The 19,582-nt window shown below is 53.4% G+C and carries 18 protein-coding genes and 1 pseudogene; 10 read left to right on the top strand and 9 right to left on the bottom strand.

Annotation, left to right across the window (positions count from 1 at the left end):
* Nucleotides 1-560 precede the first annotated feature (560 nt).
* Nucleotides 561-3,341 (top strand): flavocytochrome c, encoded by a 2,781-nt coding sequence (locus tag L3069_RS14210; RefSeq protein ID WP_046619333.1) that lies wholly within the window; start codon nucleotides 561-563, stop codon nucleotides 3,339-3,341.
* A gap of 58 nt (nucleotides 3,342-3,399) precedes the next feature.
* Complete coding sequence (locus L3069_RS14205) at nucleotides 3,400-4,362, top strand: FAD:protein FMN transferase (protein ID WP_038416330.1); 963 nt, start codon at nucleotides 3,400-3,402, stop codon at nucleotides 4,360-4,362.
* Here L3069_RS14205 and dcuR read toward each other — a convergent pair.
* Together dcuR and L3069_RS14195 are read right to left on the bottom strand one after the other, a co-directional pair.
* Entirely contained in the window at nucleotides 4,343-5,062 is a 720-nt protein-coding gene (gene dcuR, locus L3069_RS14200; RefSeq protein ID WP_023300497.1) for a two-component system response regulator DcuR, read from the bottom strand. The two genes, L3069_RS14205 and dcuR, sit on opposite strands and share 20 nt — an antisense overlap.
* On the bottom strand, nucleotides 5,059-6,675 hold the full coding sequence (locus tag L3069_RS14195; protein ID WP_038416329.1) for a sensor histidine kinase: 1,617 nt from the start codon (nucleotides 6,673-6,675) through the stop codon (nucleotides 5,059-5,061). The genes dcuR and L3069_RS14195 overlap by 4 nt, the downstream gene beginning before the upstream one ends.
* Before the next feature lie 153 nt (nucleotides 6,676-6,828).
* On the opposite strand from L3069_RS14195, the gene L3069_RS14190 reads away from it, so the two are divergent.
* A complete protein-coding gene (locus tag L3069_RS14190) occupies nucleotides 6,829-7,692 on the top strand; it encodes an N-acetylmuramic acid 6-phosphate etherase (RefSeq protein WP_023300495.1) in 864 nt (287 codons plus the stop codon).
* Between the two features lie 55 nt (nucleotides 7,693-7,747).
* On the opposite strand, the gene ompC is transcribed toward L3069_RS14190, so the two are convergent.
* Nucleotides 7,748-8,914, bottom strand: a complete 1,167-nt coding sequence (gene ompC / locus L3069_RS14185) for a porin OmpC (protein ID WP_022648565.1) — start codon at nucleotides 8,912-8,914, stop codon at nucleotides 7,748-7,750.
* A gap of 284 nt (nucleotides 8,915-9,198) precedes the next feature.
* On the opposite strand from ompC, the gene L3069_RS14180 reads away from it, so the two are divergent.
* Genes L3069_RS14180 through L3069_RS14170 form a run of 3 tightly spaced genes read left to right on the top strand, consistent with a single transcriptional unit; the run spans nucleotide 9,199 to nucleotide 11,849 of the window.
* Nucleotides 9,199-9,900, top strand: coding sequence for a phosphohydrolase (locus L3069_RS14180; protein WP_022648564.1), 702 nt, complete (start codon nucleotides 9,199-9,201; stop codon nucleotides 9,898-9,900).
* Nucleotides 9,901-9,943: 43 nt separating this feature from the next.
* Nucleotides 9,944-11,377, top strand: coding sequence for a DNA cytosine methyltransferase (locus L3069_RS14175; RefSeq protein ID WP_088581788.1), 1,434 nt, complete (start codon nucleotides 9,944-9,946; stop codon nucleotides 11,375-11,377).
* Complete coding sequence (locus L3069_RS14170) at nucleotides 11,358-11,849, top strand: very short patch repair endonuclease (protein WP_038416327.1); 492 nt, start codon at nucleotides 11,358-11,360, stop codon at nucleotides 11,847-11,849. Before L3069_RS14175 ends, L3069_RS14170 begins: the two co-directional genes overlap by 20 nt.
* Here L3069_RS14170 and yedA read toward each other — a convergent pair.
* The gene (yedA, locus tag L3069_RS14165) at nucleotides 11,821-12,735 is read right to left on the bottom strand and encodes a drug/metabolite exporter YedA (RefSeq protein ID WP_038416325.1); all 915 of its coding nucleotides are present in this window, start codon (nucleotides 12,733-12,735) and stop codon (nucleotides 11,821-11,823) included. The two genes, L3069_RS14170 and yedA, sit on opposite strands and share 29 nt — an antisense overlap.
* Nucleotides 12,736-12,910: 175 nt before the next feature.
* Between yedA and L3069_RS14160 the strand changes: the two genes are divergently transcribed.
* From L3069_RS14160 to dgcQ, 3 genes are all read left to right on the top strand, one after another.
* Nucleotides 12,911-13,825 (top strand): DUF808 family protein, encoded by a 915-nt coding sequence (locus tag L3069_RS14160; protein ID WP_236901917.1) that lies wholly within the window; start codon nucleotides 12,911-12,913, stop codon nucleotides 13,823-13,825.
* Between the two features lie 77 nt (nucleotides 13,826-13,902).
* A complete protein-coding gene (locus tag L3069_RS14155; RefSeq protein WP_022648559.1) occupies nucleotides 13,903-14,085 on the top strand; it encodes a YodC family protein in 183 nt (60 codons plus the stop codon).
* Nucleotides 14,086-14,169: 84 nt separating this feature from the next.
* On the top strand, nucleotides 14,170-15,870 hold the full coding sequence (gene dgcQ, locus L3069_RS14150; protein ID WP_063135753.1) for a cellulose biosynthesis regulator diguanylate cyclase DgcQ: 1,701 nt from the start codon (nucleotides 14,170-14,172) through the stop codon (nucleotides 15,868-15,870).
* Here the strand turns inward: dgcQ and L3069_RS14145 are convergent.
* Both L3069_RS14145 and yodD read right to left on the bottom strand, forming a co-directional pair.
* A complete protein-coding gene (locus tag L3069_RS14145; protein ID WP_023300489.1) occupies nucleotides 15,855-16,655 on the bottom strand; it encodes a mannosyl-3-phosphoglycerate phosphatase-related protein in 801 nt (266 codons plus the stop codon). The two genes, dgcQ and L3069_RS14145, sit on opposite strands and share 16 nt — an antisense overlap.
* A gap of 296 nt (nucleotides 16,656-16,951) precedes the next feature.
* Nucleotides 16,952-17,179, bottom strand: a complete 228-nt coding sequence (gene yodD / locus L3069_RS14140; protein WP_017383339.1) for a YodD family peroxide/acid resistance protein — start codon at nucleotides 17,177-17,179, stop codon at nucleotides 16,952-16,954.
* 128 nt (nucleotides 17,180-17,307) lie between these two features.
* On the opposite strand from yodD, the gene dsrB reads away from it, so the two are divergent.
* The gene (gene dsrB, locus L3069_RS14135) at nucleotides 17,308-17,496 is read left to right on the top strand and encodes a protein DsrB (RefSeq protein WP_003859583.1); all 189 of its coding nucleotides are present in this window, start codon (nucleotides 17,308-17,310) and stop codon (nucleotides 17,494-17,496) included.
* Between the two features lie 98 nt (nucleotides 17,497-17,594).
* Here the strand turns inward: dsrB and rcsA are convergent, their stop codons facing one another.
* The 3 genes and pseudogenes from rcsA to fliQ form a co-directional block, all read right to left on the bottom strand.
* Nucleotides 17,595-18,218: a transcriptional regulator RcsA gene (gene rcsA, locus L3069_RS14130; RefSeq protein WP_022648556.1), complete on the bottom strand. Its 624-nt coding sequence runs from the start codon at nucleotides 18,216-18,218 to the stop codon at nucleotides 17,595-17,597.
* A 290-nt stretch (nucleotides 18,219-18,508) separates the two neighbouring features.
* Nucleotides 18,509-19,301, bottom strand: a pseudogene (fliR, locus tag L3069_RS14125) (flagellar biosynthetic protein FliR); the annotation flags it as partial.
* Nucleotides 19,302-19,307: 6 nt separating this feature from the next.
* Nucleotides 19,308-19,577, bottom strand: a complete 270-nt coding sequence (gene fliQ / locus L3069_RS14120) for a flagellar biosynthesis protein FliQ (protein WP_003859587.1) — start codon at nucleotides 19,575-19,577, stop codon at nucleotides 19,308-19,310.
* Nucleotides 19,578-19,582 lie beyond the last annotated feature (5 nt).

Below are 19,582 nucleotides of genomic sequence, written 5' to 3'. Positions count from 1 at the left end.
AAATTCGATTGCTTTATTCGTTTTGCTTTTTTTAGTTATTTAAGGTGCGTTTTTGTGTTTTCAGTAATAGCGATTTAACGCATTTTTGTTTGCGCTAAATAAAAAATGATGATGTTTTTATATTGCGCCTTTGGATGCCATTACTATTGATCGCGATCAAAAAAACAGAATTGAGGACGTAATTTTATACTTTTTATAATAACCACTCTGAGTAGTGTGGTTATTCGCTATTTTTAAGCATTTTATTTATCAATTTTATAACATTATTAGTTTGGGATGTATTTTACCTTTTGATTTTAAAGGGTTTTTGGTGTGTATGGTGTATTGGCTTTACCATTGTTGATTTAACTTTTTTTAAATTAATGTGAACGTATAAAACATTCGCGCTAACACCAATGTGTTATTAATGTTATCGCAGGGATTAAATAGTTTATTAACTAACGTAATGACTTTAGAAACTAAAAAAGCTTTATATTAATGTCATGACATCGGCAAAAACACGAAATAAAAAATCCATACCGATAACGAATTCTTAATTTTTAAAGTTTGGAGTTTCTATTATGAGCACTAACGAACGTATTTTAAGCCCCTTCACATTACCGAATGGTACTGAACTGAAAAACCGTTTGTTAATGGCCCCGATGACAACCTGTACGGGGTATTACGATGGCACCGTGACCAGCGAGCTGGTGGAGTACTACCGTGCCCGCGCTGGTAGCATCGGCACCATTATCGTTGAATGCTGTTTTGTTGACGATCTCGGCCTTGCGTTCCCGGGCGCAATTGGTATTGATAACGACGAAAAAATCGCCGGACTGGCAAAAATCGCTGACGCCATTAAGTCCAAAGGTTCCAAAGCCCTTCTGCAAATTTACCACGGCGGCCGTATGGTCGACCCAAAACTGATCGGCGGCCGCACGCCGGTTGGCCCAAGCGCGGTTGCCGCGCCGCGTGACGGTGCCGCGACGCCGGTTGCTCTGACTTCAGAAGAAGTGGAAGGCATGATCGGCAAGTTCGGCGAAGCCGTACGCCGCGCAATTCAGGCCGGCTTCGATGGCGTCGAAATCCACGGGGCGAATACCTATCTGATCCAGCAGTTCTACTCCCCGAACTCTAATCAGCGCGACGACGAGTGGGGTGGCAGCCGCGATAACCGCGCGAAATTCCCGCTGGCGGTGCTGGACATTACCCACAAGATGGTGCGCCAGTATGCGGACGACGCGTTCATCGTTGGCTACCGCTTCTCACCGGAAGAGCTGGAAGTCCCCGGCATTCGCTTCGAAGACACCCTGTATCTGCTGGAAAAACTGGCCGCTCGTGGGGTGGATTATCTGCACTTCTCCCTTGGCGCCGCCCTGCGTCCTTCTATCGTCGATACTCAGGACCCGACGCCACTTATCGAAAAATACTGCGCCATGCGCTCTGACACGCTGGCGCAGGTACCGGTGATGGGCGTTGGCGGCGTGGTGAATGCCACGGATGTGAATGAAGCGCTGGATCACGGTTACGACCTGATAGCCGTTGGCCGCGCCACCATCGCCTATCCGGACTGGACCGATCGCATCGCGGCGGGCGAAAGCCTGGAGCTGTTTATGGACAGTACCCGACGCGAAGAACTGAGCATCCCGGAACCGCTGTGGCGCTTCTCGCTGGTGGAAGCGATGATCCGCGACATGAGCATGGGCGAATCTAAATTCAAACCGGGCACCTTTATTGAAAAAGTGCAGGACGATGCTAACGAACTGGTGATTAACGTCAGCCTCGAAACCGACCGCATCGCCGATATCGAACTGGCCTCCGGCCCGAGTGAAGACGTCGAGTTTGTCACCAGCTTCGAAGAGATCCGTACCCGAATTCTGGATGCCAATACCCCGCACGTGGATGCTATCACCGGCGCAACCAGCCAGAGCGAGGCGGTGAAAAAAGCGGTCTCGAAGGCGATGCTGAAATCCAGCAAAGCGCTGGCGGCAGAAGAGGGCGCTGACCCGAATGAGACTAAAAGCGTGGACGTGGTGGTAGTCGGCAGCGGCGGTGCCGGTCTGGCGGCGGCGATTCAGGCGCATGACGAAGGCGCGAGCGTGCTGATCGTTGAGAAAATGCCGACTATTGGCGGGAACACCATTAAAGCCTCTGCCGGTATGAACGCGGCTGAGACCCGCTTCCAGCGCGTGAAGGGCATTCAGGACAGCAAAGAGCTGTTCTACCAGGAAAGCCTGAAAGGCGGTGGCAATAAGAACAACCCTGAACTGCTGCGTCGCTTTGTCGAGAACGCGCCGGAGGCCATCGAATGGCTGGCAACGCGCGGCATTATGCTCAACGACATCACCACCACCGGCGGGATGAGCATCGACCGTACGCACCGTCCGAAAGATGGTTCCGCGGTGGGCGGATATCTGATTAGCGGTCTGGTGCGCAATGTCAACAAACGCAACATCGAGGTGATGCTGGATACCTCCGTGAGCGACATCATCTTCGAAAACGGCGAAGTGACCGGCGTGCGTCTGACCACCGAAGAGAACGAAACCCTCACCGTGGCAACTAAAAGCGTAATTGTCGCGACGGGCGGCTTCAGCGCCAACAGCCAGATGGTGGTGAAATACCGTCCGGACCTGGAAGGGTTCGTGACGACTAACCACAAAGGCGCAACCGGCGGCGGTATCGCACTGCTGGAGCGTATTGGCGCAGGCACCGTCGATATGGGCGAAATCCAGATCCACCCAACCGTTGAGCAGAAAACGTCGTACCTGATTTCCGAATCCATCCGCGGCGGCGGGGCGATTCTGGTAAACCAGCAGGGCAACCGCTTCTATAACGAAATGTCGACCCGCGACAAAGTCTCGGCGCAAATCATCGCGCTGCCGGAGAAATACGCTTACATCGTCTTTGACGAGCATGTTCGCGCCAAAAACAAAGCCGCGGATGAGTACATCGCGAAAGGGTTTGTCACCAGCGCCAGCTCGCCAAAAGCCCTGGCGGAAGCGCTGGGGATGGATCACCACCAGTTCCTGGCAACGCTGGAACGCTACAACGGCTTTGTGGAAAAACAGCATGACGATGATTTTGGCCGCACCACCGCGCTGCGTGCGCCTATCAACGAAGGGCCGTTCTATGCCATTCAGATTGCGCCGGGCGTGCACCACACCATGGGCGGTGTGACCATCAATACAGAAACCTGCGTGCTGGACAGCAACCACAACGTATTGCCGGGAGCGTTTGCTGCGGGTGAGGTTGTCGGGGGTATCCACGGCGGTAACCGCATCGGTGGTAATGCGGTGGCAGATATCATTATTTTTGGTACGCTTGCCGGACATCAGGCGGCTATGCGTTCGAAAACACGGTAAGGCTCCTGTTTCCCCGGCGGCGCGGTGCTTGCCGGGGCTACATCTGAGGACTTATGTAATGCCTGATAGCCATCGCGTTTACAGCTACAACGCCGTTCTGATGGGCTCGCCCATCCTCCTGAAACTCTTCTCCCATGACGAAGCCCTCGCGTCCCGCGTGTTTCGCCTGATCAAACAGTACGAAGATCTCCTCACCGTCAACCGTGCGGATTCGCAGGTGATGGATGTCAACCATGCTGCCGGTCAGCATCCGGTTGTCGTCAGTCGCCCGGTGTTTGACCTGATCCGCTGCGCGAAAGCGGCCAGCCTGCCTACAGACAGTGCGTTCAACCTGGCGATAGGCCCGCTGGTCAAACGCTGGAAAATTGGCTTTAAGGGGGACGCTGTACCGCCCGCGGACGAGATCGCCGCCTTGCTGAGTATCACGGATCCTGCGAATGTGGTACTGGATGACGCCAACAGCAGCGTGTTTCTTACACGCCAGGGAATGGAGATCGATCTGGGGGCTATCGCCAAAGGTTATATCGCCGACAGGGTGCGGGATTACCTGCATAAAGAGGGCGCCGAACTCGGGTTGATCAACCTTGGCGGCAACGTCCAGACGTTAGGCTCGCCGGAGGGTGGCTGGCGCGTCGGGCTGAAAAAACCGTTCGCCGGTGATGCGCTGATTGGCGCCATAACGGTAGAAAACCGGTCGGTTGTGACGTCAGGCACCTATGAGCGCTACTTCGAGCAGAACGGCAAACGTTATCATCACATACTTGACCCGCGTACCGGCTACCCGCTGGATAACGAACTGGACAGCGTGACGATTATTTCGCAAGACTCCCTCGACGGCGATATCTGGACCACGCTGATCTACGGCATGGGCGTGGAGCAGGGCTGCGCCGCGCTGCGTTCGCGCCCCGATATTGAAGCCATTTTTGTCACCAAAACAAAAGAAGTGGTGATCTCCTCGATGCACCACTTCCGTTTTACCCTTCTGGACGACAGCTACCGAATTACTGGCAGTACTGTTTGAGCAGGCCGACCTGTTCCGGCTGCAAACGATAGCGATATACCGGTCGACCGGTGGCACCGTAGTGAATGCTGGTGAACAGGATATTGATTTGCGCCAGCCAGATCAGGTATTTGCGGCAGGAGACGCGGGAAATGTTGACCGCATTCGCCAGATCGTCGGTGGAAAATTCTATCTCCGGATGGCTGTCGATCCACTGGCAAATGGTGCGCAGCGTCTGCGGCGTTAAGCCTTTCGGTAATTTTTTGCTGTCGGCCAGCTCCGGCGCGCCGCCGTGGATCAGCCTGTCGACGTCGGCCTGTTCATAATACTGATGCGAGCCCATCAGACTGCGCTTTGCCTTCCAGCCGTTCAGCGCCTCTTCAAAACGCGGGAACTGGAACGGTTTAATCAGGTAATCCACCACGCCATAGTGCATCGACGTCTGGATCGTTGCGGCGTCGGAGGCTGACGAAATCATGATAACGTCAATCGGGCGGCCCGATGCGCGGATGATGGGCAATAGATCCAGCCCGTTATCCTGCTGCATATAGACATCCAGCAGCACCAGATCGATCGGCTGGCCTGGGTTTGCGATCAATGCTTCGGCCTGGTTGAGCGTGGAAGCGACGCCGCAGCAGTTAAAACCCTCAACGCGGTTAACATACAGACGGTTGAGGTCGGCTACCATGGCGTCATCATCGACAATTAATACATTTATCACGCGATATTCCTCTCGCTATCCCAGGGGATCTGAACAAAAAATTGGGTAAATACGCCAGGCTCCGACTCGACGGTAATATCTCCGCCCAGGTTCTGGATCTGCTGACGTGCAAGGAACAGCCCAACGCCACGGTTTTCACCTTTTGTTGAGTAGCCCTTTGTAAAAATAGCCTCCAGCCGCTCGGGATCAATGCCGGGACCGTCATCGCTGACCTCACCGCTCAGCCAGCCGTTCTGATAATGCAGCAGCAGGCCGATCTCGCCTTCCGGCTGACCTTCCATCGCATCCAGGGCATTTTCGATTAAATTGCCCAGCACGGTGATCAGAACCGCAACCTGCTCTTCATTGCTGGTGTCAGGAAGCTGACTCTCCTCGGCCAGCGTCAGGGTCACTCCCGCCTCTTTGGCGCGGTTGATTTTACCCAGCAGGAAACCCGCAATGACCGGCGATTTAACCTTGCGCTGTATCGCGCCGATATCCGTCTGATAATTCTGTGCGGTCTGGATGATGTACTCTTCCAGCTTATCGTAGCGCTTCATGTGCAGCAGGCCGAGGATCACGTGCAGCTTGTTCATAAACTCATGCGTATGTGAGCGCAGGGCATCAACATAGTTGACCATACCATCGATACGCTGCATTAACTGGCTGATTTCGGTCTTATCGCGGAAGGTGCTGATTGCCCCGATCACCTGATTCTGGCTTTTCACGGGGACCATGTTGCACAGCAGTAGCCGTCCGTTACAGCCGATCTCCTGATCCTGACGAGCAATGCCGGTTTTCGCCACTTCCCGCAAGCTGACCAGCAATGGTTCGCCGCTGCTCTCGGAGTGCTCACCCGAGCTCAGGAGCAAAACTTCTCTGGCGGTGTGGTTAATCATCGTCACGCGCCCGTGCATATCAACAGCCATCACGCCTTCGCGCAGGGACTGCAACATGGCCTGGCGCTGCTCAAAGAGGGCAGAGATCTCGTAAGGCTCCAGCCCGAAGAGAATACGTTTCAGAACCCGGACCAGACCCCATATCGCCACTGAGCTCATCAGAACGCTGAATAAGATGGTCCACACGGCATTGAGCCGACCGCGGGCAATCTGATCTTCAACTTTATTCAGCGAAATACCCACCACGACCACGCCGATCTGGTCGTGCCGATCGTCATAAACGGGCGTAAAGACGCGCAGTGCTTCCGCGAGTGCGCCGCGGTTCACGGAGACATTCTCTTTCCCTTCGAGGGCGGGCGTCAGATCGTCGCCAATAAAATGCAAACCTAACAGCGCTTCGTTTGGATGGGAATAGCGGATCCCACGCAGGTCGGTAACCACGGTAAACAGCAGGTCGTTGCGCTTCGTCACCGCCTGGGCAATCGGCTGGATGATGCCGGCCTGCGGCGATTCCATCAGGCCACGCTTGATCTCCGGGCTGTCGGCCAGCGTTCGGGCGATACCCAGCGCAGTATCTTTCACGTCATCGCGCGTGGCACGGGTGATCTGCACAGAGTACAGCGCGAAGACCACCAGCAGCACAGAGCCGATAATGGCGCACACCATCAGCGTAACCAGCGTATTCAGCTTCATAGGGCGCTTGCGCGTCGGGGGGAAGGGCTGCAAATCGCTCATTAACACTCCGCGATGAAAAAGAAAGGGCTAATTATCGCTGATGACGGGCATTTCATAAAGCCATGTAAAGAGAGGCGTTTCGTGAGCCTTCTCTCATGTGACCTGTATAAAACACTTTATAGTGTGGGGGTACTCATAATAAGGAGGCAGTTTATGAGCATTATGCTTACCGGTACGGCCAGGGAAAGACGGCACGCCAGCACGATGAACATCGACAGATTATCTACGCTGGATATGCTTAATGTCATACACCAGGATGACGCACAAATCTCTTCTGCACTTACCCCTCACTTAAGTATGCTGGCTCGCGTGGTGGATAACGCGGCGGCGACGCTTAGTCACGGCGGACGTCTGGTGCTGATCGGCGCAGGCGCGTCCGGAGGCGTGGCGAAGCAGGCGGCAGAAGCGTTCGCGCCGGGAAAACATCCGGTCATTGCGATGACAGCAGGCGATAACGCCGGAAGCTACGCGCGCGGTGTTGCCGACCTTCAGACGATAAAATTCGGCGAGCATGACATGATGCTGGCGCTGTCCGTCAGCGGCAAAACGCCATGGGTTTGGGGCGCGATGCGTCATGCGTGGTCTCTGGGCTCAACGGTCGCGCTCATTACGGAGGATGCGCAAAGTGAAGCGGCGCAGCTGGCGAGCATGGTTATTGCCCCCGATCTGGGCGCGGATGTGGTTGCCGGGTATACCAACGCCAAAGCGGGCATTGCGCAAAGCATGATAATGCATATGGTCACCACCGGTCTGGCGATACGGACAGGACGGGTGTACAGCAACCTGCGTGTTGATCTGGAGGCAAGCAATACCAGATGGGCCGAGCGACAAATTGCCATTGTAATGGAAGCGGGGGGATGCTCCCGGGCGCAGGCGAAGGCGGCGCTGGAAAGCTGTAACCATCAGTGTAAAACGGCGGTGCTTATGGTGCTGACGGGTATGGATGCCTGGAAAGCGCATGAATTACTGGCACAGAATAACGGGTTTGTTCGCCTGGCCTTGCAGGAAGCGCCGTAATATTTCAGCGTCAAATAAAAAAAGCCCGCGTTGCGGGCTTTGCTATTTATGGGGATCAGAACTGGTAGATCATACCGATGCCAACGATGTCATCGGTTGCAATACCGTTGTCATTGTAGAAGGCATCATCTTCGTCCAGCAGGTTGATTTTATAATCAACGTAGGTGGAGAAGTTCTTGTTGAAGCTGTAGGTCATGCCCACGTCGATGTAGTTAACCAGATCCTGGTCTACATAGTCATAACCATTGCCTGGATGATAATCGTTACCACCCAAATCGATGCCTTTTGAATAGACCCACGCCAGGGATGGACGCAGACCGAAGTCAAACTGGTACTGCGCTACGGCTTCAAAGTTCTGAGTTTTGTTGGCGATGCCATCGTTGCCGTACGGAGTCATGTTGCGGGTTTCCGCATACATCATTGCCAGGTAGACATCATTCGCATCGTATTTTGCACCGATTGTCCACGCTTCCGCACGTTCACCGCCGGCATATTTGCTGAAGCGATTATAGGTACCTGCGCCGTAAGCAACCTGGTCGTTGGTACGGTCAGACGATGAATAAGCGGCACCCAGCGACAGACCGAAATCGAAGTCATAGGTAGTTGACATACCGAAGCCGTCGCCGTTCTGGAAACGAACATCATCATGGCCGTTTTTGGTGCCTTCCTGATTTTCGTTTGCGTTAGCACCTTCATTAGCACCCTGATATTGCAGTGCAAAGTTCAGGCCATTAACCAGACCGAAGAAGTCATTATTACGGTAGGTCGCCACACCGTTAGTACGGCCAACCATATAGTTGTCGGTCCAGGTATAGGAGTCACCACCAAATACTGGCAGCATATCGGTCCAGGCTTCAACGTCATACACGACGCCGTAATTACGGCCATAATCGAATGAGCCATATTCGCCGTATTTCAGGCCAGCAAAGGCCAGACGGTTAAAAGAGGTGTCGCCTGCGCCCTCGGTATCGTTAGCGTAGGTTTTATATTCCCACTGGCCGTAACCAATAAGATCGTTATTAATTTGTGTTTCGCCTTTGAAACCAATCTGGACATAGGTTTCATCGCCGTCGTCGCCTGGGTTGTCGGAGAAGGTATGACGTGCATCAACTTTACCGTACAGGTCAACTTTGTTGCCGTCTTTGTTATACATTTCCGCCGCATTTGCTGCGCCAGCCATTAATAACGCGGGTACGAGAATTGCCAGAACTTTTCTTTTCATTATATATTCCCTTTAAATATAAATTTTCTGAATATATGTAATTACCCTCCGTAACTACATGGCTGATACTATTCTATGGATTATTATTTAGGTTCAAAAATAAATGTAATTAAAGTGGTAAAAACATTACAAAATATTTCTTTTTATCTCTTTATTTTTCGCGTGAATTAATTCATTGAAAATATAGCGGGTAATTATTATTAAGTATTTCTAAATTCTATTTATTAAGGATTTTGATTCGGGTGTATTATAATTCACTCTCTTTTGAGCAACAGGATGGGATGATGGAACTTGCGCAGTGGCAGCACCGTTTTGAGCGCTGGCTCGACGAAAATCATTTTACTGATGATGCGGCGCACGATATCGCCCATTTTCGCCGCGTCTGGATGACGGCGCAGGCCATTATGGCTGACGGGGATTGCGATCCGCTGGTTGTGCTGACCGCATGCTACTTCCATGACATTGTCAGCCTGCCGAAAAATCACCCGCAGCGTAGTCACTCCTCGCGGCTGGCAGCGCGAGAAACGCGCCAGATCCTGAGCCGCGATTTTCCTGATTTTCCGCCCGATCGGTATGCGGCCGTTGAGCATGCCATTGAAGCGCACAGCTTCAGTGCCGGTATCGCGCCGCAAAGCCCGGAGGCCAAAACGGTCCAGGATGCCGACCGGCTGGAGGCGTTAGGCGCCATCGGCCTTGCGCGCGTCTTTGCCGTGTCCGGTGCGCTGGGCACCGCGTTGTTTGATGCCGACGACCCGTTTGCCGGGGCGCGTGCGCTGGATGATAAAGCTTTCGCGCTCGATCACTTTCAGACCAAACTCCTGCGCCTGCCGGACACCATGCAAACCGCACGGGGACGCGAACTTGCGCGTCACAATGCCGATTTCCTGATCCAGTTCATGGCGAAGCTGAGTGCCGAATTACAGGGCGATTACCTCGGAACCGACAGCCAGATATTGACCCATTTCCGTCGCAGTGTGCGATCCTGAACTGTGGTACTCTGTTTTCTGTCTTTATTGTCCGGTTAAGAGAATGCAGGAAAATCGATCAGTGACTGTGCCCGCGCCTGAGCGGGTTGAGAAATCAACGGCAGCCGTGCAGGCACTCCTGCGTCAGCTGCTGGAAATGTACGATGCTAAAACGCTGGCAAACCAGCTGGTGGCACATGGCGAGAGCCACTGGAGCCCGGCAATACTCAAGCGGCTGCTGATAAGCGACAGGGCAGGGCACCGCCTGAGCGACGGCGAGTTCTGTTATCTGCGTAACCTGCTGCCGCACCCGCCTGCTGCGCATCCGAATTATGCCTTTCGCTTTATCGATCTCTTTGCCGGTATTGGCGGCATTCGCCATGGCTTTGAAGCTATTGGCGGGCAGTGCGTGTTCACCAGTGAATGGAACAAACATGCCGTCCGCACCTATAAGGCGAACTGGTACTGCGACCCCAACGAGCACCAGTTTAATGCCGACATCCGCGACGTCACCCTGAGCCACAAAACCGGCGTCAGCGACGAAGAAGCCGCTGAGCACATTCGCAACACCATTCCGGCGCACGATGTGCTGCTGGCAGGCTTCCCGTGTCAGCCGTTCTCACTGGCTGGCGTGTCGAAAAAGAACGCGCTGGGACGCGCTCACGGCTTTGCCTGTGATATGCAGGGCACACTGTTCTTTGATGTTGCCCGGATTATTGATGCCCGCCGCCCGGCAATTTTTGTGCTGGAGAACGTCAAGAATTTAAAGAGCCATGACGGCGGCAAAACCTTCCGCATTATCATGCAAACGCTGGATGAACTGGGTTACGACGTGGCGGATGCAGAGGACATGGGGCCGGACGATCCGAAAATTATCGACGGCAAACACTTCCTGCCACAGCACCGCGAGCGCATCGTGCTGGTGGGATTCCGCCGCGATCTCAATCTGAAAGGCGATTTTACGCTGCGCGATTTGCCCTCGCTGTATCCGGCGCGCCGTCCGACAGTGGCCGATCTGCTGGAGCCCGCCGTCGATGCGAAATTCATTCTGACGCCAGTGCTGTGGAAATACCTCTATCGCTATGCCAAAAAGCATCAGGCCAAAGGCAATGGCTTTGGGTTTGGCATGGTCAATCCGCTTAATCCTGACAGCGTGACGCGTACGCTGTCGGCGCGCTATTACAAAGATGGCGCGGAAATTCTTATTGATCGGGGCTGGGATAAGGCGCTGGGCGAAAAAGATTTCGACGACCCTCAGAATCAACAGCACCGACCGCGGCGCTTAACGCCGCGCGAGTGCGCCCGCTTAATGGGCTTTGAGGCGCCGCAGGGCTACAGTTTTCGCATTCCGGTGTCGGATACACAAGCCTATCGTCAGTTTGGCAACTCGGTGGTGGTGCCAGCCTTTGCCGCCGTCGCAAAACTGCTGGCCTCACGCATCAGCAAGGCCGTTCAGCTGCGTCAGAGTGAGGCCGTCAATGGCGGACGTTCACAATAAGGCCACGCGGAGTAAAAACATGCGTGCCATCGGCACGCGTGATACCGCGATCGAAAAACGGATCGCTGGCCTCCTGACCTCCATCGGGTTTGAATTCAGGGTTCAGGATGCCACGCTTGCCGGGCGTCCTGATTTCGTGATCGATGCGTATCAATGCATCATCTTTACCCACGGCTGTTTCTGGCATCATCACGACTGCTATCTGTTTAAAGTCCCGGCGACACGCACCGACTTCTGGCTGGAGAAGATTGGCAGGAACGTCGAGCGTGATAAACGCGATGTTTCGCAGCTTTACGCCCAGGGCTGGCGGGTGCTGATTGTCTGGGAGTGCGCACTGCGCGGAAGAATGAAGCTGAATGACGTGGAACTGACGGAGCGGCTGGAAGAGTGGATCTGCGGCGGCGGTCAGGCCGCGCAGATCGATACCCAGGGCATTCACCCGATCACGGTTTCTTCACCTCACACGCCGTGACAATGGGTTTCGCGGGCAGTAAATATTTACCCAGCGTGACCAGCACCACGGCAAAGACAATCACGCCCAGCGCCAGCCATTCAATCGTCGACAGCACTTCGCCCGCAAAACCGGTACCCAGCAGCACGGCAACCACCGGGTTAACGTAGGCGTAGCTGGTGGCAACCGCCGGTGAGACGTTGCGGATCAGGTACATATAGGCGTTGATGGCAATAATCGAGCCAAACAGGGCCAGATACCCGACGGCCAGGAAACCTGAGAGATCTGGCATTGCCGTCAGTTTTTCACCCGTCAACGCCGAGGCAATCAGCAGCACGATGCCTGCCGCGAGCATTTCAATGGCACCCGCCATCATCCCGGAGGGCAGCTCAATGCGGGAGCCGTAGACCGAGCCGAAGGCCCAGCTCATCGAGCCGATCATGATCATAACGGCAGCCCAGGGGTTTCCGCTCAGGTTTCCGCCGCTGTTCAGCATGATAATACCTACAAGCCCAATCGCGATGCCCAGCCATTCGAGCTTACGGGTGCGGATCCCGAACAGACGACTAAAGCAGAGCGTAAACAGCGGCACGGTCGCGACGACCACGGCGGCGATGCCCGACGGCACGTTCTGGTGTTCGGCGACGGTTACTGCACCATTGCCCACCGCCAGCAGCAGCAGGCCGATCAGGGCGGCGTTAAGCAAGGGACGCAGCGGCGGTAGCCTGTGGCCGCGCAGCAATAAAAACGCCATCAGCAGCACGCCAGCCATAAGGAAACGAATACCGGCCATCATCAGCGGGGGCCAGCTTTCCACGCCAATACGAATGACAAAGTAGGTGGATCCCCAGATGATATACAGGGAAAAAAGTGCTCCAATGAGCGGTAATAAATGCCGAAAACGCATAGTCCCTCACGACGAAATAAAAAGTTCGCTCATAGTTAACGCCAAAACTATCGGGCTGGCGAGTGCTTTAATTGTGTTGTTAATGTGAAATTTTTGTTGACGTGAGGTGCCTGTTTCCGGGCGCTGAGTTTTGTTCCATACTATTCACTTAATTAGCAAAAAAAGAAGGATAGAGATTTTGGCAGGAAGTAGCTTATTAACATTACTGGACGATATCGCCACCTTGCTGGATGACATTTCAGTCATGGGGAAACTGGCGGCGAAAAAAACCGCCGGGGTACTGGGGGATGACTTGTCACTTAACGCGCAGCAGGTCAGCGGCGTACGGGCGAACCGTGAGCTGCCGGTGGTGTGGGGCGTAGCGAAAGGGTCCTTTATTAACAAGGTGATCCTTGTTCCGCTGGCGCTTCTCATTAGCGCCTTTATACCCTGGGCCATTACGCCATTGCTGATGATTGGCGGGGCGTTCCTGTGCTTCGAGGGTGCCGAAAAAGTGTTGCATATGTTTGCCGCACGCAAAGAGAAAGACACCCCGGAAATGCGTCAGCAGCGTCTGGAAGCGCTGGCCGCGCAGGATCCAAAAACGTTCGAGCGCGATAAGGTCAAAGGTGCGATCCGTACTGACTTCATCCTTTCGGCCGAGATTGTGGCGATTACGCTTGGGATCGTATCCGAAGCACCGCTGATGAATCAGGTCATGGTGCTTTCGTTGATTGCCATTCTTGTAACGGTTGGGGTGTATGGGCTGGTCGGTCTGATCGTCAAGCTGGATGATATCGGCTTCTGGCTGGAAAAAAAATCCAGCGCCATTGCCCGCGTTATCGGCAAAAGCCAGCTGGTGCTGGCACCGTGGCTGATGAAAAGTTTGTCGATAGTGGGAACTCTGGCGATGTTCCTGGTCGGCGGCGGTATTATCGTGCACGGCGTTGCTTCGCTGCATCATGCAATTGAACATCTGGCGTCGGGACATGGTTCGGTGATCGCCGCCATTCTGCCGACGCTGCTTAACCTTGTGTTGGGCTTTATCGTAGGTGTCATTGTGGTGGCAGTGGTCAAGCTGGTAGAAAAAGTACGCGGAAAATCGCATTAATTTTTGCTGACCCCGGATGCAAAAAGACCATTCCTCGTCTAAATTGAAAACGTTTCACCCTGATACAGGAGGCAGGTATGGTCTTTTTGGTCAGTGATGAAGTTAAGCCAAAGAATGGTGGTCCATGCATGATTGTCACCGGTTATTCCAGTGGAATGGTGGAGTGCCGGTGGCATGACGGATACGGCATTAAGCGGGAGGCTTTTCGTGAAGATGAGCTTCAGCCTGGTGATAAAAGGCAAAAACGCGATAAGGCTTAATCACACAACGCCCGGCCTTGCCGGGCGTTTTTACTGGCAGAAGACTTATCATATCGGATGGTGAGCGACACTCAGGGAGTGCGTGTGCAGCACAATACCTTTGTTGTAAAACAATCTTTTTTGCAGTGGCTGCATAAGCGTAGCAATCCCCGTTTGGTTGTTAACCTCTGTTTTATCGTTGTCCTGATCTTTTCCACCCTCCTGACCTGGCGCGAAGTTGTGGTACTGGAAGATGCCTATATCTCCAGTCAGCGTAACCATCTGGAAACGGTTGCCAGTGCGCTGGACAGACAACTCCAGTTCAGCGTCGATAAAATGCTGTTTTTTCGCCACAGCATGCGTGATGCGCTGGAAACGCCGCTGGCGTTTGGCGTGCTACATGATGCGGTAAAGCGTTTTGCCCGTTTGCGCACATCCCCCACCTGGCAAATTGAGGTTGATAAACAGCGCACATTGCCGATCAACGGTGTGTCGGATGCCTTCGTTGAAAAGACCACCCTTCTGAATCGCGATGATGAGTTTCTTGATAATGAACTGTCCGCCGCGCTTGAAGTGGGGTATTTATTGCGTCTGGCATCCAGTTCTTCCGGCAACGAAGAGCGCGTGATTTATGTCTCTCGCGCCGGATTCTTTCTGGAAACGGATACGCCGGAAAATGCCAGCGATATCGTGCAGCGTTACTACCATCTGGTCACTCAGCCCTGGTTTACCCAACAGTCCGAGCGTGAGAACCGTGCGCGTGCCGTGCGCTGGTTTATCTCGCCTCCTTCCTCCTTTGTGGGCAAGAAGCCGCTGATCACCGCCAGTGTGCCTGTTTATTACAATCACGTCTGGTATGGCGTGGTGGCGATGGATTTCACCTTTGCCACCCTGCGTCGTCTGCTGGTGGAGGCCATAGGCGATAACCCGGAAGGGGAATACCAGCTGTATGACAGTCGTCTCACCCTGCTTGCGACGTCTGGATCATCTGCTGCGGACGTTAATCATTTTGACGCGCCCGAACTAGCGCAGATAGCGCACGCAATAGAATCGGATTCCGAAGGCGGCATTCGCCTGGGGAGTCGTTTTGTCAGCTGGGAGCGTCTCGACCACTTTGATGGCATCGTCCTGCGCGTGCACACCCTGGATGAAGGGGTGCGCGGCGATTTCGGCAGCATCAGTATTGTGCTGGCATTGCTTTGGGCGCTGTTCACCGCGATGCTGCTCATCTCATGGCTGGTGATCCGGCGCATGGTCAGTAATATGTATTCGTTGCAGAATTCGCTGCAATGGCAGGCCTGGCACGACCCTCTGACCCGGTTGAATAATCGTGGGGCGCTGTTTGAGCGGGCGAAAATACTGGCGAAGCAGTGTGAACAGCAGGCGCTGCCTTTCTCTGTCATCCAGATCGATCTTGACTGCTTTAAGAGCATTAATGACCGGTTCGGGCACCAGGCGGGTGATAAGGTGTTGTCCCATGCTGCGGGGCTGATTGCCAGTACCCTGCGCATTAAAGATATTGCCGGGCGCGTCGGCGGCGAAGAGTTCTGTGTGGTGCTGCCCGGCATGACGCTTGAAGAGGCAGCGGAAGTTGCAGAGCAGATCCGTGAGCGTATCGACAGCAAAGAGATCCTGATTAAGAAAAGTACTACCCTGCGCGTGAGCGCGTCGTTTGGCGTCTCTGGCGCGCAGGAGAAGGGCAATTATCACTTCGAAAATCTGCAATCCACCGCCGATGCGCGTCTGTATGAGGCGAAACAGCGCGGGCGTAACCGGGTCATCTGGCAGGATCACGTTAAAAAGTAATCAAGCCCCTCGCGCCAGCCGGCCGGTCCGGTGTGCTGAGTGCGATAAACCCGTGTGGGATCGTTGTTCTTAAGGCTGACCCCCTCCCGGTTGAAGCCTTTCACCACCACGGCGAAGGCTACGCTGTCCAGCAGAGGGGCATCATTGGGGCCGTCGCCCAGGCCCAGCGTTGTCGGGTCAAATCCGTCGTGCAGGCGATACTGTTCCACAAGCCAGTGCACCGCCACGTCTTTGCCACAGCTCGTGTCCAGAATATGCCAGAAGCGAGCACCCGGGACGATCTTCAGCCCCTGCCGGGCCAGTTCGGCTGCGAAGCGTTTCATTTGTTCATCACTGTCACGCCAGATCAGCGTCACGGAAGCCTCGTGTTTACGTGCAAGCGCCGCACGGGGACGGCTTAGCCCGGTCCATTCGGCGACCACGCGCTCATCCACATCGTCGAAGGTGGTGAATTTCAGATGCATCTCCTGGCGTACCCGGGCAATAAACTGCCGGATATCGTCATGCTTCTTTTCTGAGATGAACCGTGCGGCGTTTTCCCACCGTACGTCAGGCTGGATCACCGCGCCGTTTTCCGCAATGTAGGGCAGCCCGCCAAGGCCAAGTTCCTGCTGGATGTCACGCATTTCGGACGCGGTTTTGCTGCTGCACAGAATGACTGGTACCTGTTCATCCTGTAATCTCTTCAGCCAGGAAGCGGCAGGCTGCCAGTCGAGAGTGTGAAAATCCAGCAGCGTACCGTCGAGATCGGTAAAGACGAGCAGAGTCTCCTTTAGCGAAGGCATAACGTCTCCTGAATAATGATGTTCATCTAAGAAAAGTCTTAAAAAAACTCAGCATTGATGTCCCGTTGAAGTGGAAACGATCCCGATAAACCCACACGCAGCGCATGTTTATACTCATAACCAAAATTCACATGTATAAAATATAATATTCGCTAAGAGAATATATGCTTGTAAGACAAATCTGTTGGGGATAATGTCTTACCTGCATCAGATTTCCTGGTGTAACGAATTTACAAGTGCTTCTTGCATAAGCAAGTTTGATCCCGGTCATCCCCATGACCGGGATTTTTTTCGCCTTAGCGGTTCGTTTCCGAGACACTAAAGTCATGGATATCCAGCTCGAATGCTTCAGCCAGTTCACGGTAGGTATGGTAATCACGACCATTGACCACGACACGGTCTGAATTATCCTCCGCGCGATGAACTTCGGACTCACTGATTTCATTAATGGCGGCAAGCAGGGCATCGACATCCACTTCCACCTCACGCTTAATGGTGTCGCTGTACTCTTTGTCAGTCTTCATGGCAGGCTCCTCATTTAACCGTCTCAACAGCTAAGTATAGACCGCACACAAAAACGCCATTCGCGTCAGGCGGCGATGCCAGCCAGGGTAATTTGTTCTACACTGGCTCAAAACCACAGGAGGAATGTATGAAGGTCAACGATCGGGTAACCGTCAAAACGGACGGTGGGCCGCGCCGCCCGGGCGTGGTGCTGGCAATAGAAGAGTTTAATGAAGGCACAATGTATCTGGTGTCGCTGGAAGATTACCCGCTCGGCATCTGGTTCTTCAACGAACTGGGGCACCCGGATGGGATCTTTGTGGAAACGGCGGAATAGGTCGGCGTCGGGGGCGTCTTCTCCCCGGCCCGGCTGCTGAAAAGCAAAATCTCTGGCCAGGCCAGAGATCAAGGTAGGGTACAACATGGCCGTGCAAATTAGCGCATATTAACGAAAATCCCATTCGTCACATTATCTGTCAGGCGTACGACATGGTATATCACTTGCTTATTATGCGTTTTAATTTTCCTTTTAATATTTCCTTTGTGTGACGATACTGTTTTTGCCTTGATATTCATCTGGTCTGAGATCTGAATTGTCCCTTGTCCAGCCATCCACATTCTTAGCATACTTGATTCAGTTCTGCTTAATGATAGGGTTGGTAAGTTAACCGCCCCTACATTCTTAACTTCTTTATTCAAATAATCGCCCAGAATGTCATCAAGCGACTCTGGTTTAATCGATTTCGAACTGATTAATAAGTTTTTACGCACCAACAAATACTCATCGAAATGAATATTGGCGATCGCCATAAAAACAATAAACAGGGTTCTGGGATGCTGATTAATGATCTGCTTAATGTGCTGACTGTTAGCGGGGTCGTGAATGAAACAGTCCTCATTAATAAACACCACGCCGGGCTTGTGAGTCTCACAAGCGGCTGCGAGTTCTTCAACGGTGTGTGCATCGTTGATGTCTCTCTTTCTTACCCCTCTGCTTGCTAAGTACCCGGTTAACCCTAGCCGGGTGTAGCTGCATAAATCCATAATGATCGTTGACATGGCATACCCTCACTCAATGCGTAACGATAATTCACCACCTGCCTGAGAGCTCATAAACAGCCATACGGGATGGAAAAAATCTAATAAAACCTGTGAGCATGACAAAGACTTTCAGGCGAACTCACTATCCCGTAAAGTTACGTATAATTTGCCAGGAATCATCTTAAAGTAAAGTAAATATTAAGTATTGTGAGGTGGTTAGAAACATTTAAACCGCGTCAGATATATCCTGGTAGATGTTTTTCAAGATTATTTTTAGGAATATCCTCAGAAAGACATTGCAAACACTGCGGGTTATTATTTGCGTGGAAGTTCGCTGACAATATCCGCTAAGAGATTGAATATCTCGCTGAATAAATGCTCGCAGAAGGGGGCGATAAGTGGCATCAATAATGACATTAATAAAAGGCCAACCGTCAACGTCACCGGAAAGCCGATGACGAATACCGACAGCTGCGGGGCCATTCGGTTGAGTAAACCCAATGCGAGGTTAACGGTGAGCAACAGGGTTATGACAGGCAGCGCCAGCATCAGCCCGTTGAGGAAGATCAGCCCGGCAGCCCGCACCAGCGCCAGAAAAGCATTACTGTTCACCGGGTTGTCGCCAATCGGCAGCGTGTGGAAAGTGTCCACCAGCATAGAGATGAGCCACAGGTGGCCGTTGAACGAGAGAAACAACAGCATCGCCAGCAGGTCGATAATACGCGCCAGCACGGGCATATTCAGATGGCTGCCCGGGTCAACGAACGTCGCGAAAGACAGACCCATCTGCAAACCGATCAGTTCGCCCGCCGTTCGTACCGCGGCGAAGGCGAGCTGCATCGTAAACCCGACCGCCACGCCAATCATCACCTGTTGCAGGGCAATCCAGATCGCATTCGGGGAAAAAATCGGAATATCCACCGCCGGCAGGGAAGGGGCAACGATAATGGTGATAACCATGCCCAACCCAATTTTGATGCGTTTAGGCACCGACTTTTCACTGAGTATGGGGGCGGTGGAGATCAGCGCCATGATGCGCAGCATCGGCCAGAAATAGATCCCGAGCCACTGAACAAACTGATCGCTGGTGAATTGCAGCATCGTCCGTCAGCCGATGATGTAAGGCAGATTGGTGAACAGGTTGCGCATGTAGTCCAGCAGCAAATTGAGCATCCAGGGCCCGGCAACGATAATCGCCACGAAGACGGCGATGATCTTCGGGATGAACGACAGGGTCATTTCGTTAATCTGCGTGGCGGCCTGAAGAATACTGATAATCAGACCGGTTACCAGCGCAACCAGAAGCAGGGGCGCGGCGACGGCAATCGCGACTTTCATCGCTTCCGTGCCCATCATCATGACCGACTCAGGCGTCATTGCGC

The organism is Enterobacter cloacae complex sp. ECL411 (genome assembly GCF_021869665.1).
GTDB lineage: Bacteria > Pseudomonadota > Gammaproteobacteria > Enterobacterales > Enterobacteriaceae > Enterobacter > Enterobacter intestinihominis.
Note: the sequence above shows the minus strand (reverse complement) of the source record. Positions and strands in the feature narration are given on the sequence as shown.

Coding starts and splice junctions, on each gene's coding strand:
- ompC (WP_022648565.1), bottom strand. CDS start 8,914: ATGAAAAGAAAAGTTCTGGCAATTCTCGTACCCGCGTTATTAATGGCT.
- L3069_RS14155 (WP_022648559.1), top strand. CDS start 13,903: ATGGTCTTTTTGGTCAGTGATGAAGTTAAGCCAAAGAATGGTGGTCCA.
- rcsA (WP_022648556.1), bottom strand. CDS start 18,218: ATGTCAACGATCATTATGGATTTATGCAGCTACACCCGGCTAGGGTTA.
- L3069_RS14175 (WP_088581788.1), top strand. CDS start 9,944: ATGCAGGAAAATCGATCAGTGACTGTGCCCGCGCCTGAGCGGGTTGAG.
- L3069_RS14195 (WP_038416329.1), bottom strand. CDS start 6,675: ATGAGCGATTTGCAGCCCTTCCCCCCGACGCGCAAGCGCCCTATGAAG.
- L3069_RS14170 (WP_038416327.1), top strand. CDS start 11,358: ATGGCGGACGTTCACAATAAGGCCACGCGGAGTAAAAACATGCGTGCC.
- yedA (WP_038416325.1), bottom strand. CDS start 12,735: ATGCGTTTTCGGCATTTATTACCGCTCATTGGAGCACTTTTTTCCCTG.
- L3069_RS14180 (WP_022648564.1), top strand. CDS start 9,199: ATGGAACTTGCGCAGTGGCAGCACCGTTTTGAGCGCTGGCTCGACGAA.
- L3069_RS14190 (WP_023300495.1), top strand. CDS start 6,829: ATGAGCATTATGCTTACCGGTACGGCCAGGGAAAGACGGCACGCCAGC.
- yodD (WP_017383339.1), bottom strand. CDS start 17,179: ATGAAGACTGACAAAGAGTACAGCGACACCATTAAGCGTGAGGTGGAA.
- fliQ (WP_003859587.1), bottom strand. CDS start 19,577: ATGACGCCTGAGTCGGTCATGATGATGGGCACGGAAGCGATGAAAGTC.
- dsrB (WP_003859583.1), top strand. CDS start 17,308: ATGAAGGTCAACGATCGGGTAACCGTCAAAACGGACGGTGGGCCGCGC.
- L3069_RS14205 (WP_038416330.1), top strand. CDS start 3,400: ATGCCTGATAGCCATCGCGTTTACAGCTACAACGCCGTTCTGATGGGC.
- L3069_RS14145 (WP_023300489.1), bottom strand. CDS start 16,655: ATGCCTTCGCTAAAGGAGACTCTGCTCGTCTTTACCGATCTCGACGGT.
- L3069_RS14210 (WP_046619333.1), top strand. CDS start 561: ATGAGCACTAACGAACGTATTTTAAGCCCCTTCACATTACCGAATGGT.